General features: G+C 63.5%; 15 protein-coding genes. 7 read left to right on the top strand and 8 right to left on the bottom strand.

Translation table 11 applies throughout. The annotated features are described in order from the left end of the window. Positions 1-128: 128 nt before the first annotated feature. Both ACIPHN_RS04580 and ACIPHN_RS04575 read left to right on the top strand, forming a co-directional pair. Entirely contained in the window at positions 129-770 is a 642-nt protein-coding gene (locus ACIPHN_RS04580) for a glutathione S-transferase family protein (RefSeq protein ID WP_400434047.1), read from the top strand. A 24-nt stretch (positions 771-794) separates the two neighbouring features. Further along, entirely contained in the window at positions 795-1,754 is a 960-nt protein-coding gene (locus ACIPHN_RS04575; RefSeq protein ID WP_400433411.1) for a pyridoxamine 5'-phosphate oxidase family protein, read from the top strand. A 78-nt stretch (positions 1,755-1,832) separates the two neighbouring features. On the opposite strand, the gene ACIPHN_RS04570 is transcribed toward ACIPHN_RS04575, so the two are convergent. Further along, positions 1,833-2,483 (bottom strand): 3-oxoacid CoA-transferase subunit B, encoded by a 651-nt coding sequence (locus ACIPHN_RS04570; RefSeq protein WP_400433408.1) that lies wholly within the window; start codon positions 2,481-2,483, stop codon positions 1,833-1,835. A gap of 14 nt (positions 2,484-2,497) precedes the next feature. Then, positions 2,498-3,193 carry a CoA transferase subunit A gene (locus ACIPHN_RS04565; protein ID WP_400433405.1) on the bottom strand — a complete coding sequence of 232 codons (696 nt, stop codon included), beginning with the start codon at positions 3,191-3,193 and terminating at the stop codon, positions 2,498-2,500. A gap of 241 nt (positions 3,194-3,434) precedes the next feature. On the opposite strand from ACIPHN_RS04565, the gene ACIPHN_RS04560 reads away from it, so the two are divergent. Further along, the gene (locus ACIPHN_RS04560) at positions 3,435-3,995 is read left to right on the top strand and encodes a LuxR C-terminal-related transcriptional regulator (RefSeq protein ID WP_400433403.1); all 561 of its coding nucleotides are present in this window, start codon (positions 3,435-3,437) and stop codon (positions 3,993-3,995) included. Positions 3,996-4,011: 16 nt separating this feature from the next. Here ACIPHN_RS04560 and ACIPHN_RS04555 read toward each other — a convergent pair whose 3' ends face one another. Next, a complete protein-coding gene (locus ACIPHN_RS04555) occupies positions 4,012-4,911 on the bottom strand; it encodes a LysR family transcriptional regulator (RefSeq protein WP_400433400.1) in 900 nt (299 codons plus the stop codon). A gap of 135 nt (positions 4,912-5,046) precedes the next feature. Between ACIPHN_RS04555 and ACIPHN_RS04550 the strand changes: the two genes are divergently transcribed. From ACIPHN_RS04550 to ACIPHN_RS04540, 3 genes are all read left to right on the top strand, one after another. Beyond that, positions 5,047-5,943 carry an MBL fold metallo-hydrolase gene (locus tag ACIPHN_RS04550; RefSeq protein WP_400433397.1) on the top strand — a complete coding sequence of 299 codons (897 nt, stop codon included), beginning with the start codon at positions 5,047-5,049 and terminating at the stop codon, positions 5,941-5,943. Positions 5,944-6,013: 70 nt separating this feature from the next. Then, the gene (locus ACIPHN_RS04545) at positions 6,014-6,625 is read left to right on the top strand and encodes an NAD(P)-dependent oxidoreductase (protein WP_400433394.1); all 612 of its coding nucleotides are present in this window, start codon (positions 6,014-6,016) and stop codon (positions 6,623-6,625) included. Positions 6,626-6,701: 76 nt separating this feature from the next. Continuing rightward, positions 6,702-7,424 (top strand): DsbA family protein, encoded by a 723-nt coding sequence (locus tag ACIPHN_RS04540; RefSeq protein ID WP_400433393.1) that lies wholly within the window; start codon positions 6,702-6,704, stop codon positions 7,422-7,424. Between the two features lie 10 nt (positions 7,425-7,434). Here ACIPHN_RS04540 and ACIPHN_RS04535 read toward each other — a convergent pair whose 3' ends face one another. Then, positions 7,435-8,076, bottom strand: coding sequence for an HAD family hydrolase (locus ACIPHN_RS04535; RefSeq protein ID WP_400433390.1), 642 nt, complete (start codon positions 8,074-8,076; stop codon positions 7,435-7,437). Between the two features lie 372 nt (positions 8,077-8,448). Here ACIPHN_RS04535 and ACIPHN_RS04530 point away from each other — a divergent pair, with 372 nt between their 5' ends. Beyond that, positions 8,449-9,336 (top strand): hypothetical protein, encoded by an 888-nt coding sequence (locus tag ACIPHN_RS04530; RefSeq protein ID WP_400433387.1) that lies wholly within the window; start codon positions 8,449-8,451, stop codon positions 9,334-9,336. A gap of 67 nt (positions 9,337-9,403) precedes the next feature. Here ACIPHN_RS04530 and ACIPHN_RS04525 read toward each other — a convergent pair whose 3' ends face one another. The 4 genes from ACIPHN_RS04525 to ACIPHN_RS04510 form a co-directional block, all read right to left on the bottom strand. Continuing rightward, positions 9,404-10,135: a hypothetical protein gene (locus tag ACIPHN_RS04525; protein WP_400433384.1), complete on the bottom strand. Its 732-nt coding sequence runs from the start codon at positions 10,133-10,135 to the stop codon at positions 9,404-9,406. A gap of 90 nt (positions 10,136-10,225) precedes the next feature. Beyond that, complete coding sequence (locus tag ACIPHN_RS04520; protein WP_400433381.1) at positions 10,226-10,720, bottom strand: hypothetical protein; 495 nt, start codon at positions 10,718-10,720, stop codon at positions 10,226-10,228. Positions 10,721-10,722: 2 nt separating this feature from the next. Next, positions 10,723-11,907, bottom strand: coding sequence for a dienelactone hydrolase family protein (locus ACIPHN_RS04515; RefSeq protein WP_400433379.1), 1,185 nt, complete (start codon positions 11,905-11,907; stop codon positions 10,723-10,725). Between the two features lie 133 nt (positions 11,908-12,040). Continuing rightward, entirely contained in the window at positions 12,041-12,469 is a 429-nt protein-coding gene (locus ACIPHN_RS04510; protein WP_400433376.1) for a gamma-glutamylcyclotransferase, read from the bottom strand. Positions 12,470-12,474: the final 5 nt, after the last annotated feature.

The following is a 12,474-nucleotide window of genomic DNA, read 5'->3' as shown; positions in this document are numbered from 1 at the left end:
CTGCGTCCACCGGCCAAAAATAGTTACACGACGCTGTTGACAAGCCTCTGGAACAGGCTTTATTGTACCGATCGTTCGGTACACAATCAAATGATTGCCGGATATCACGCCCCGCCGGGGGCCTGTCCATTTCCCGAGAAGATCCCATGTCCACCCCCATCCGTTTCTATAGCTTTCCCCTGTCCGGCCACGCGCATCGCGTCAAGCTGATGCTATCCCTGCTGGCCTTGCCGCACGAGGTCATCGATGTCGACCTGCCGGGCGGCCAGCACAAGCAGCCGCCCTTCCTGGCGCTCAATCCGCGCGGCCAGGTGCCGGTCATCGTTGATGGCGACGTGGTGCTCTACGACTCCACCGCCATCCTGGTCTACCTGGCGCGTCGCTATGGTGGCGACTCATGGCTGCCCACCGATGCGGTGGGCGCGGCGCGGGTCCAGCAATTCCTGTCGCTGGCCTCGGGCGAGATCTTCGAAGGCCCCAATCGCGTGCGGCTGGTCAAGCTCTTCAAGCGCGAGCTCGACTACGCACTGGCGCGGGACAAGACCCTCGCCCTGCTGACCCTGCTGGAGGCCCATCTGGATGGACGCAGCTTCCTGGCCGCAGACCACGCCACCATCGCCGACATCGCCTGCTACAGCTATATTGCCCATGTGCAGGAAGGTGGCGTCGCGCTGGCGCCCTACGCCCATGTGCGCAGCTGGCTGGCGCGCGTGGAAGCGCTGCCCGGCTTCGTCGCCATGCCGACGTCACCGCACGCGCTGGCAGCCTGATCCCATCCCACCCAGGAGCGTTCCATGTCCCCGCATCCTTCCAGCATCGACAGTACTTTCCACGCCGGCGAGCGGTATGCGCAAGAGCGCGCCGGCATGCGCGAAAAGATGGCTGAACTGGGCCCGCGCGTGATCCGCGACTACATGCCGGAGCAGCATCGCAGCTTCTTCGCGCAACTGCCCTTCCTGCTGGTGGGCTCGGTGGATGCGCGGGGACAGCCCTGGGCCTCCATCGTGACGGGGGCACCGGGCTTCGTGCAGGCGCCCGACGAACGCCGACTCACCCTCAGCGGCATGCGCATGGCCGCCGGCGATCCGCTGCGCGGCAACCTGCACGACGGCGCGCCACTGGGCCTGCTGGGGATAGAACCGCACACGCGTCGGCGCAATCGCGCCAATGGCGTGCTGCGGGCATGGTCGGAACAGGACATGGACATCGCCATCACCCAGAGCTTCGGCAACTGTCCCAAGTACATACAAGCACGCCAGCCCGAATTGCTGGAGGCAGAGCAACTGCCTGCCACCGTCATCAGCGACAGCACTACGCTGACACCAGCCATGCAAGCACTGGTGCGCGCTGCCGATACCTTCTTCATCGCCACCGCCGCGGCGGGCAGCGAGCGCCCCCACGGGGTGGATGTCTCGCATCGCGGTGGCAAGCCGGGCTTTGTCCGGGTCGACGGCGATGCCAGCCTCTGCGTGCCGGACTTCGTGGGCAATTCCTTCTTCAATACCATCGGCAACCTGCTGGTCAATGCGCAGGCCGGCCTGCTGTTCGCCGACTTCGCCAGCGGCGCCCTGCTCTATCTGGCCGTGCATGCCGAGGTGATCTGGGATGGCCCCGAGGTCAAGGCCTTTGCCGGGGCGCAACGGCTGCTGCGCCTGCAGGTGCAATCCGCGCGCCTGCTGGAACACGCCCTGCCGCTGCGCTGGAGCGAGGCCGTGCCCTCACCCTTCCTCGACGCCATGGGGAGCTGGCGCTAGCAGCCGGGTCACATGAAAAAAGGGCGCTGCAGATGCAGCGCCCTTTTCTTTGCAGAGATCGATGACCGCGGATGGCGATCAGACTTCGCTCACATCCAGCGCAGCCTCGGTCTGCTCGACGACTTCTTCCTTGGTCACGCCGGTGGCCAGTTCGATCAGCTTCAGGCCACCCGGGGTCACGTCGATGACGCCCAGGTCGGTGATGATGCGGTTGACCACGCCCACGCCGGTCAGCGGCAGGTTGCAGTCCTTCAGGATCTTCTTCGAGGTGCTGCCATCCTTGGCCTTGGCCACGTGCTCCATCAGCACCACGACACGGCCTACGCCGGCCACCAGGTCCATCGCGCCGCCCATGCCCTTGACCATCTTGCCGGGGATCATCCAGTTGGCCAGGTCACCCTTGGCCGAGACCTGCATCGCACCCAGGATGGCGATGTTGATCTTGCCGCCACGGATCATGCCGAAAGAGTCCGACGAGCTGAAGAAGGACGAACCGGCAATGGTCGTCACGGTCTGCTTGCCGGCGTTGATCAGGTCAGCGTCGACCTTGTCTTCGGTGGGGAAGGGGCCGATGCCCAGCAGGCCGTTCTCCGACTGCAGCCACACTTCGATATCGCTGGGGACGTGGTTGGCCACCAGCGTGGGCAAGCCGATACCCAGGTTCACGTAGAAGCCGTCCTGCAGTTCCTTGGCTGCGCGGGCAGCCATTTCATCTCTGGTCCATGCCATTGTCGTGTCTCCTCTTATGCGCGCACGGTGCGTTGTTCGATGCGCTTCTCGGGCGTGGCGTTGACCACGATGCGATGCACGAAGATGCCGGGGGTGTGGATCTGGTCAGGATCGAGCTGGCCCACTTCCACCAGTTCTTCCACCTCGACCACGGTGACCTTGCCGGCCATCGCCACGTTGGGGTTGAAGTTGCGCGCGGTCTTGTTGAAGATCAGGTTGCCGGCCTTGTCGGCCTTCTGCGCCTTCACCAGCGACACGTCGGCCACCAGCGAGCGTTCCATGACGTAGCGCTGGCCGTCGAATTCGCGCACTTCCTTGCCTTCGGCCACCAGCGTGCCTACGCCGGTCTTGGTGAAGAAGGCCGGAATGCCAGCGCCACCGGCGCGCAGCTTCTCGGCCAGCGTGCCTTGCGGGGTGAATTCCAGCGCCAGTTCACCGGCCAGGTACTGGCGCTCGAACTCCTTGTTCTCGCCCACGTAGGACGCGATCATCTTCTTGATCTGGCGGGTGGACAGCAACTGGCCCAGGCCGAAACCATCGACGCCGGCGTTGTTGGAAATGGCGGTCAGGTTCTGCACGCCCGAGTCACGCAGGGCGGCGATCAACGCCTCGGGGATGCCACACAGGCCAAAGCCACCAACCGCAATGGTCTGGCCGTCCTTGACGATGTCTTTCAACGCGGTGGCCGCGTCCGGGTACACTTTATTCACGAGTCTCCTTTCGGCTCTTGTCTTGCGAGCATGATGGCAAGCATAAAACGGGGATCGGCATTGGCGCTTCTCTTTCCCGCCGCACACAGGCGACGGCCTGGCGCCAATCAGCGCCAAATATCATAGGTCAGGTGAAATAAGCCATACAATACGGTAAAAATACCTGGCGCAATGCAGCATAACACCGCCCATCGGGTGCCGCGCCGGGTTCGAGGGACCAGCCGATTTTTGCAGCACACCCATGACCCAGCCACTGCCCATCGACTTCGAACAGGTTTTCATGCACGCGCCCATCGGCATGTGCGTCTCACACCACCGCATCATCCAGCAGGGCAACCTGGCCATGGCGGCCATGTTCGGCTACGACGTGCAAGACCTGCGGCAGTTGTCCTTCCAGGAAATCTACCCCACCGCCGACGAGTTCGAACGTACCGGCCTGCGCCTGGTGCCGCTGCTCAACGAAAAGGGTTTCTACTCCGACGAGCGCATCATGAAGCGCTCCAGCGATGAGATGTTCTGGTGCCACGTCACCGGCCATGCGCTGGTGCAGGGCGATCCGCATGCGGCCGGCATCTGGACCTTCGAGGATGTCAGCGCCAAGCGTCCCATCGCCCCCGGCCTGACCCCGCGCGAGCGCGAAATCGCCGCCCTGCTGGTGGAAGGCAAGACCAGCAAGCTCATCGCCCGCCAGGTGGAACTGAGCCCGCGCACGGTGGAAATGCACCGCGCCCGCCTGATGCGCAAGTTCGCCGCCGCCACCTCCTCGGAGCTGGTCCACAAGCTGCTCAGCATCACGCCCTGAACCCGAACGCGCCCGCTCAGAAGGGCTGGCCGGCGAAGCGCTGGGCCAGGAAGTCCAGCATGCTCCGCAGCGTCGCCGGCATGTGCTTGCGCGAGGCATAGACCCCATACATGCCCAGCTGCAGCGGCTCGTAGTCGGGCAGCAAGGCCACCAGTTGGCCGGTAGCCACCAGCGGCGCCACCGTATAGGCCGGCATGTGGCCGATGCCCACCCCGGCCAGCACCGCCTGCAGCAGCACCGTGACCTCGTTGGCGCTGATGCTGCCGCCCACCGCCACCGATTGGCCGCGTCCACCCTTTCTCCTCGCATCGAACTGCCACAGGCTGCGCCCCACATACGAGTGGGTCAGGCAATTGTGCAGGGCCAGCTCCTCCACCTTGCGCGGCGTGCCGTGGCGCGCCAGGTAATCGGGTGAGGCACAGATGATGGAGCGGCACACGCCCAGCTTGCGCGCGATCAGGTTGGCGTCGAGCCGGTTGGTCATGCGGATGGCCAGGTCGATGCGCTCTTCCACCAGGTTCACGGTGCGGTCCAGCGCCATCAGGTCCACCGCCACCTCGGGATAGCGACGACCGTAGTCGACCACTGCCTGGATCAGTTGCGTCTGGGCAAACGAGGTACTGGCGGTGATGCGCAGGAGGCCACGCGGGGTTTCATCGGGCGCTTCCAGCGCATGGCGCATGTCCTCCGAAAACTCCAGCATCTGCCGACAACGCGGCAGGATCTCGTTGCCCGCTGGCGTGAGCGAGAGGCGCCGCGTGGTCCGGTGCAGCAGGCGCGCCCCCACCCAGTCTTCCAGCTCGGCCACATAGCGCGAGACTACCGGCCGCGACAGATCCAGCTGCTCGGCCGCCGCCGACAGGCTGCCGCCATCGACCACCTTCACGAACACCTGCATGGCCATGAGCCTGTCCATCCGCGCTACCCCCTGCGATATCCATTTGAACGATTTCAGAAACAAACTGTGATGGATTATGCTGTTTTTCAAAAACAAAAGCGATCCTATGATGGCGACTCCTGATACCCGAATCCACCGTTACCGGAGCCCGACATGTCCCACCCTTCCCGCCTGCTGCGCCACACCCTGGCCCTGGCCGTCACCGGCCTGCTGGCCCTTGGCAGCACCGCCGCCCACGCCGCCGAGGCGCTCAAGCTCGACGTCTACAATCCCGGCAAGAGCGCCATCTTCCCGGTCAGCTCGGTGCTGGTCAGCGGTGAGCGCGATGCCATCCTGGTGGACGCCCAGTTCGGCCAGCGCGAAGCCCGGGAGGTGGTGGAAAAGATCCGCGCCAGCGGCAAAACCCTGACCACCATCTACATCAGCCACGGCGACCCGGACTACTACTTCGGCCTGGAAACCCTGCACGCCGCCTATCCCAAGGCCAGGATCGTGGCCAGCGCACCGACCGTGCAACACATCCGCGAGACCGCCCAAGGCAAGCTGGCCTATTGGGGCCCCAAGCTGGGTGACAATGCCCCGCACGCCACCCTCACGCCTGAGGTACTGAAAGGCCACAGCCTCACGCTGGAAGGCCGCAAGCTGGACATCATCGGCCTGGACGGCGCGCAACCGGATCGCAGCTTCGTGTGGATCCCCTCGCTCAAGGCCGTGGTCGGCGGCGTGGTCGTGGCCGGCAACATCCATGTGTGGGTGGCCGATACGCAAAGCCTGAAGGCACGCCAGGACTGGCTGGCCACGCTGGCACGCATCGAGAAGCTCAAACCGGCCATCGTGGTCCCGGGCCACTACGCCGCCGGTGCGCCGCAGGATATCGCCTCGGTACGCTTCACCCGCGACTACCTCAAGGCCTTCGATGAAGAAGCGGCCAAGGCCGCCGACTCCGCCGCCCTGGTCGCCGCCATGCAGCAACGCTATCCCGACCTGGGCGACACCGGCTCGCTGGAGCTGTCCGCCAAGGTCATCAAGGGTGACATGAAGTGGCCCTGAGCCCTTGCCCGCCCGCCAACCTGATCCATCCAAGCTGTTGAAGCTGTTCAATCTCCCGAAAGGAAACATCATGAAAATCGCACTCATCGGCGCCTCCGGCAATGTCGGCAGCCGCATCCTGGAAGAAGCACTGCGCCGCGGCCACAACATCGTCGCCATCGCCCGTGACGCCGCCAAGATCCCGGTGCGCACCGGCGTGACCGCCGTCGCCGCCGACGTCAAGAACGCCGACGCCCTGGCCAGCGCCATCAAGGGCGCCGACGTGGTGGTCTCCAGCGGCCGCTTCACCACCTTCACCGCCGCCGACCTGCTGCCGGCCGTGAAAGCCGCCGGCGTCAAGCGCCTGGCCGTCGTGGGTGGTGCCGGCAGCCTGGAAATCGCACCGGGCAAGGCTCTGATCGACACCCCCGAATTCCCGGCCGAATACAAGCCGGAAGCCTCGGGCGGCCGCGACTTCCTCAATGCCCTGCGCGCCGAAGCGGCGCTGGACTGGACCTTCCTGTCGCCTTCGGCCCTGTTCACCGCCGGTGAGCGCACCGGCCAGTTCCGCCTGGGCGGCGACCAGTTGCTGGTCGGTGCCGATGGCAAGAGCTGGATCTCCTACGAGGACTATGCCGTGGCCCTGCTGGATGAACTGGAACAAGCCAAGCACGTGCGCGCACGTTTCACGGTAGGCTACTAAGTCGTACCCACGCAACGGGCCTGACGGTGCAGAACACCGCAGGCCCGATGCCGATTCAATCAAGAGGAATGCCATCATGACCCGCCCCCAGACTGCACCCGACACCGTGCTGCACTACATCCACGACCCGCTGTGCGGCTGGTGCTACGGCGCCGCCCCGCTGGTGGCCGCCGCCCGCCGCGTGCTGCCGGTGCAAGCCCATGGTGGCGGCATGATGGCCGGCCGCAACCGCCGCCGCGTCGACGCACAATTGCGCGACTACGTGATGCCGCACGACCAGCGCATCGCGCAGATGACCGGACAGGTGTTTGGCGAGAATTACTTCAATGGATTGCTGACCGACACCGACGCCGTGTTCGACTCGGCCCCGCCGATTGCCGCCGTGCTGGCGGTGCAAGCGCTCAAGGACGAAGAGGCCGGACTGGACATGCTGGCGGCCATCCAGCGCGCGCACTACCAGCAGGGTCGCCGCATTTCGGAAGTGGCGACACTGACCGAACTGGCCCAGGCGCTGGGCGTCGATGCCACGGCATTTGCCCAGACCCTGCAACGGATGCAGGAAGAAGAACTGGCCGACCACATCGAAGCCAGCCGCGAGCTGCTGAACTACGTCGGTGGTCGCGGCTTCCCCACCTTCGTGCTGCAACGGGGCGACACGCTGGAGGTACTGGACACCGGCCGCTGGCTGGGACAGCCCGAGCAGTGGGCGCAGTACCTGCGTGATGAAGCCGGTGACCAGCCGCCGGCGACGGAGAGCGCAGCGGCCCAGTGCGACCTGCAGAGCGGGCGCTGCGACTAGACAGGCCTACTCAGACCGGCAGGCCCAGCGCACGCAGTTGCGCCCGGGTCTGCGCTGCATCGACGTGATGGATGCCCTGCCAACCGAGGGCGTGGCAAGCGTCGATATTCTTTTGCACGTCATCGATGAAGACCAGCTGCTGCGGCTGCAGATCGGGCAGGTAGCGACCATAGCGTTCCAGCGCGATCTGGTAGATGCGCGCATCGGGCTTGATGCAACGCTCGGTCCCCGACACCACGATGTCGCCGAACAATTGCAGGAAGTCGTGGTTGTCACGCGCATAGGGGAAAGTCTCGGCGGACCAGTTGGTCAGGCCGAACACCGGCACCTGTTGCGCATGCAGGTCACGCAGCAGCTCCACTCCCTCATGCAGGGGACCGCGCAGCATCTCGTGCCAGCGCTCATAGAAGGCGCGGATCAGCGCCTCGTGCTGCGGATGCTGCTGCACCAGCTGCGCGGTGCCCTCGGCCAGGGTGCGGCCACCATCCTGTTGCACGTTCCAGTCGGGCGAGCAGATGCGTTCGAGGAAATGCCGGCGCTCCTCTTCGTCGGCGATCAGTTCGCGATACAGGTGCTGGGGATTCCAGTCGAAGAGTACGCCGCCGAAGTCGAAGACCACGGCGCGGATGCCGCTGGGTGCTGAAAACGTCATTGTTCAGATCCTTTGAAAATCAATCATGGAAGGCTTCCTGCCGGGGACATCGGACGCAGGTACCAGGCTGGCTTGCACAGCTCCTTGTGCCTGGCCATCAGGACATCCATTTTGATCGAAAACTGCCGGGGCGGCAGATGCCATGCGGAAACAAAATTAGCCAGGGCCAGCAGACACAATTTTCTTTACTTTGATTTACAATCTGGACGACATGAGGGGCGAGCCTGGGGGGGTCGCCGCACAGAACAACGACAAGCGCCATATAGAGCCATGAAAACAAGAATGTCCATCTCTGTACTTGCCTGCCCGCACCACCAGCCACCGGCATTTTCCTTGCCATTGCGTTCCTGACCCGATCCTGAAAGCCCTGCCGTGCGTCGCAACGCACTGCCATGCACGCACGCACGCACGCAGGACAAGGCTGCCATCACCGGCGCAGACCAGGCAAGGTTGAGACAAGCACTGCGCTGGTATCGCTCATTGGCAGAAACAGATTTCTCACCCACCACGCAAAGCACCATGACAAATCAAAAGCTTCGCCAGTTGTTCGCCATCACCTCAATGGGTCTTGCCGCCATCCTGATGACCGGATGCGTCAGCGTCAACAAACAGGCCCTCTCTACCAGCAATGTCGACACCCTCAAGGATCAGCGGGTGGCCCGGCTTGCGCGTGACAAGAAGCCCGACTTTGCTGCCATGACTGCCGGGCGGGCCACCTTTGCCATCATCGGCGCCCTCGTCATGATTTCGGAGGGCAACGCACTGGTCGCCTCCAACGCGATCGACGATCCCGCCAACGATATCGCCGCAGGGATGATCGACACGCTCTCCAGGCGCTATGGCGCACAAGGCAGCGCCACGGATACTCCCATCAAGGCGGACGATACGACTACGCCGGCAGGAACCCCGGCAGCGCGCTATATCGTCGACGTCCAGACGATCAACTGGGGTTTCGCCTACTTCCCCACCGACTGGACACACTACCGTGTCCTCTATAGCGTGAAGGCCAGGTTGTACGACGCGCAGACCAAGACGGTACTTGCCGAAGGTTTCTGCAGGCGCGCGCCGGAGAAGACCGACACCAGTCCGACCTATGACGAAATGCTCGCCAACCAGGCGGCGGTGATCAAGAAGGCCTTGCTGCAATGGCGCGATGAATGCACCGCCGAACTGCTCAAGGACATGTTCCCTTCGGCCGTGACCGCAACGACCAATGCGGCTGCCCCGACTGCCGCGGTTGCCGTGAAGTCCGGTAGCTGATACGGGAAGGAACGACTGCCCGGTAGGCAAGAAGGTCCACAGCCAGCCAATCCCCGGAGGTTCTGCGTCAATGGGGATTGGCTCCCCACAATGCCTTGCACGCATTGATCTTGGGAGCCGCGATCGAGAACCACGGTTGCGAAGCCATCGTCTCCGGGTGAGATTGTTGCGCCTCAAGTTGCGCTGCCGTGGCGGAGCTTGTGATGGCCTCGGTGACGCAGGAACAGACTTTCTTCACCGTGTCGAAATCGCGAAGACCATGGTTGTACTGGGTTTTCATGCAACCGATGGTGTAGTCGTTATCCCTGCGCATAAAGGCTTGTGCCGCCTTCGCATAGATCTCCGCCATGCGCTGCCGGACAGGCTTGTCAAATGCATCCCGGCGTCCTTCCTTGTCGACCAGGCGCGTGTACAGATCCCCGCAGGAGGCGTTCCACTCGGCCTCGCTTCGCTTCGATGCAGCAGCACGGAGTTGCTGGTCCTGCTCACGCAGGGCCTGCTCCTTCTTCGTCCGATCGGCTGCGGGCAAGACCATCCATGCCAGGGTCGCACCGTGCAGCACCTCGAAATAATCTCCCTCCCAGAAGAACTCGATGAACTTGAACGTGCGCCCTTTCTCGAGATAGTGTGCTTCGCAAGACTGCGCCTGCGTCAAGATCATCTGCCTGAGCTGTAGCACTTGCGTGGCCATCCGGATATCGTCGTCAGGTGTGGCCGCAGTGGCGGTCCGGGGTGCCAGGGACATCGCCATGGCAAGCAAGAGGAGGAATGCCGCCACATGTCGTTGAAGAACCATCATTGTCGTCCTTGGTATCGTTGCCCAGTTGCCCAGTTGCCCGTCAGGTTGCACACTGCATCGCAGTGGTGACAAGACTGTACACGGTTTGCGTCATTGCCCGGGCGTGTGCCATTCCATCCTGATCCTGATGTTGAGCGACTGTTCGAGGCGCTCCCTCCAGGCAACGAAGGCCGACGTCGGTCCGGACGCCAGGTCCCGCATGTAGACGGTCAGGATCGGTATCTCGGGAGAGCCGGACTCGTAGTGCAGGATCCCGGCAGCCTTGATGACACCCGGGCAGGCGAACACGATGGCAGCCTTTTCAGGGCAATTGTGCGCGCGGCAGGCGGAGGCGAATCTAAGATTTTCACCGATCACCTCGATGTCGTCGGGAGGACCACCCAGGCCGTCGGCGACCTGCTCGCGCAGTTTCCCCGGATAGAAGAAATCAACCCGCTGCGCACCCAGGAAGCGTCGCAGCGACGCCGCGAGATCCCGGTCCCACGCCAGCTGGTTGGTATTGCGGTAGCTGCAGAAATCCCCTCCCCATGCCGGGCCACCGAGTGTGGCAAGGGCAATGATCAGGGCCGTGACGCGCTTGCCCATTCCTAGCGGCTCCCGATGACTGGTGCCAGATTCGTGCTCTGCACGACGCTTTGATTGACCAGATACAGGCTGCAAGACTGGGGAGATCTCTCCCGGCAACTCTTCAGGGCCCGCTCGATGAAATCGGCCCCGCCGGAAACGCTCACCCAGACATGCGCTGGCGAACGCGCGACGGCGCGTGGCATGTGCAGCTTCAGGAAGGCGGCATAGGCGTCTTGCTCTGCCGGGCTCAGGCCCGCAGGCGGTTGCCCATCCACGATCTCGGTGACCGGCAACTCCCCTTCGTCGGTGGCCACGAACAGGCGCCTGGTCGGCAGGCCGACCTTCTGCAATAACGCTTCGGTCGGCGGCCACCAGATCGGGATCCCGGCAACGCTGCCGCCGAGCTGATGGGCGTCCTTGCCAAAGGGGCCGAAGGCCACCAGCCGGACATCGGCCCGGTGTGACTTCGTGTAGGCCTCGAACATGCGGCGGGCCAGCTCAGGATCAAAGAGACTGTCGTTGGCGCCGTAGAACCAGACACTCGGAATGGTGGTGGTCTTGCCGTAGCTCTCGAAGGCCTGCACCAGGGCATCCTGCCAGCGGCAACTCGTACCCTCTTCGTTCAGGCCGCCGGCAAAATTGACCAGCGCTTTCACATGGGCGGGATTGCGGGCGCCGAAGGCCATCGTGCTGAGGCCGCCATGGGACTGGCCGATGACGACGATCCTGTCATGATCGGCCCACGGCTGTTGCTGGACGAAGTTGACGGCGGCCTGGATATCATCGGCCTCATACTTGCCGTCATATTCGAGATTGCAGCCGGGGACGCTGTAGACCCCGCCGGAATGCGAAAAGCCCTGGCGCATTGGCAGGACGACGGCATAGCCTCGCTCTAGGAATTCGCGCGCCACCACCGGCGAACGGTCACGCGGCTGCCAGGCTGGATTGCCGCGCGCCTTGCCATGATTGATGATCACCACGGGAAAAGGGCCATTGCCGCTGGGCTTGAAGATCGTGGTCTCCAGCTGCAGGGTGTCGCCCAGGTTGGGGATCATGATGACCTGCTCGTGCATGGCCTTGCCCCAGATCGCTTCTTGCGCCTGCGCGCGGCCACTCCATAATGCGGTCCCCGTGATGACCACCACTGCAAGCCAGCACGAGATGATCCCCGGCAGCTTGCATGTCTTGCGGATCGCTTGTCTCATGTCCTATCGGATCTCATTGTCGATGGCCTCTGCCTGCGCTCTTTTTTCCGGTCTGGAACTGTCGCGCTCCCCATGCCGGCAAATGTTCGCATGCATTCCTGACAGATGGCTGATGACATCGAGATTGACGTACCTAACGAGGACGATACAGCCGCGCATCGGCGAGCTCATAGGTGCTCAACGGCCCCTTTCTGATCATGCCCGCATCGAACTGTTCCAGCGGCTTCAGATAGGCAAATACCGTGATCGTTTCGCCCGGGTCACCCGTGGCAAGAGCTACGGATATCTGCAGACGTCGATATCCATCGGACTCATGGATGCGTTCGAGCGCATCCATGGCAGCGAGCGCCGTGTCGCTGACCGAAAAGACCTGGCCATGTACCTGCATGCCCTCGCCGGGGTGGGCGATCATCCATGGGGACATGCGATCCCCGATCAGGTAAAGCGGATACCGATCGACGGTCACGAATTCTCCCGGGCGCCTGCTACCCCGGTTCGTAGCGAAATTGGGAAAGCCTTCCTTCAGGGTGCCAAATACAAAGACCAGATGATCGTTGGGCATTCGCG

It is taken from the genome of Herbaspirillum sp. NPDC087042 (assembly GCF_044745245.1).
GTDB lineage: Bacteria > Pseudomonadota > Gammaproteobacteria > Burkholderiales > Burkholderiaceae_D > Herbaspirillum.
This window is presented reverse-complemented; position numbering and strand designations above follow the sequence as displayed.

Bases quoted from the DNA above. Each gene is read 5' to 3' on its own strand.
- ACIPHN_RS04515 (WP_400433379.1), bottom strand. From the start codon at position 11,907: ATGAGACAAGCGATCCGCAAGACATGCAAGCTGCCGGGGATCATCTCG.
- ACIPHN_RS04525 (WP_400433384.1), bottom strand. From the start codon at position 10,135: ATGATGGTTCTTCAACGACATGTGGCGGCATTCCTCCTCTTGCTTGCC.
- ACIPHN_RS04550 (WP_400433397.1), top strand. From the start codon at position 5,047: ATGTCCCACCCTTCCCGCCTGCTGCGCCACACCCTGGCCCTGGCCGTC.
- ACIPHN_RS04545 (WP_400433394.1), top strand. From the start codon at position 6,014: ATGAAAATCGCACTCATCGGCGCCTCCGGCAATGTCGGCAGCCGCATC.
- ACIPHN_RS04575 (WP_400433411.1), top strand. From the start codon at position 795: ATGTCCCCGCATCCTTCCAGCATCGACAGTACTTTCCACGCCGGCGAG.
- ACIPHN_RS04560 (WP_400433403.1), top strand. From the start codon at position 3,435: ATGACCCAGCCACTGCCCATCGACTTCGAACAGGTTTTCATGCACGCG.
- ACIPHN_RS04520 (WP_400433381.1), bottom strand. From the start codon at position 10,720: ATGGGCAAGCGCGTCACGGCCCTGATCATTGCCCTTGCCACACTCGGT.
- ACIPHN_RS04570 (WP_400433408.1), bottom strand. From the start codon at position 2,483: ATGGCATGGACCAGAGATGAAATGGCTGCCCGCGCAGCCAAGGAACTG.
- ACIPHN_RS04510 (WP_400433376.1), bottom strand. From the start codon at position 12,469: ATGCCCAACGATCATCTGGTCTTTGTATTTGGCACCCTGAAGGAAGGC.
- ACIPHN_RS04555 (WP_400433400.1), bottom strand. From the start codon at position 4,911: ATGGACAGGCTCATGGCCATGCAGGTGTTCGTGAAGGTGGTCGATGGC.
- ACIPHN_RS04535 (WP_400433390.1), bottom strand. From the start codon at position 8,076: ATGACGTTTTCAGCACCCAGCGGCATCCGCGCCGTGGTCTTCGACTTC.
- ACIPHN_RS04540 (WP_400433393.1), top strand. From the start codon at position 6,702: ATGACCCGCCCCCAGACTGCACCCGACACCGTGCTGCACTACATCCAC.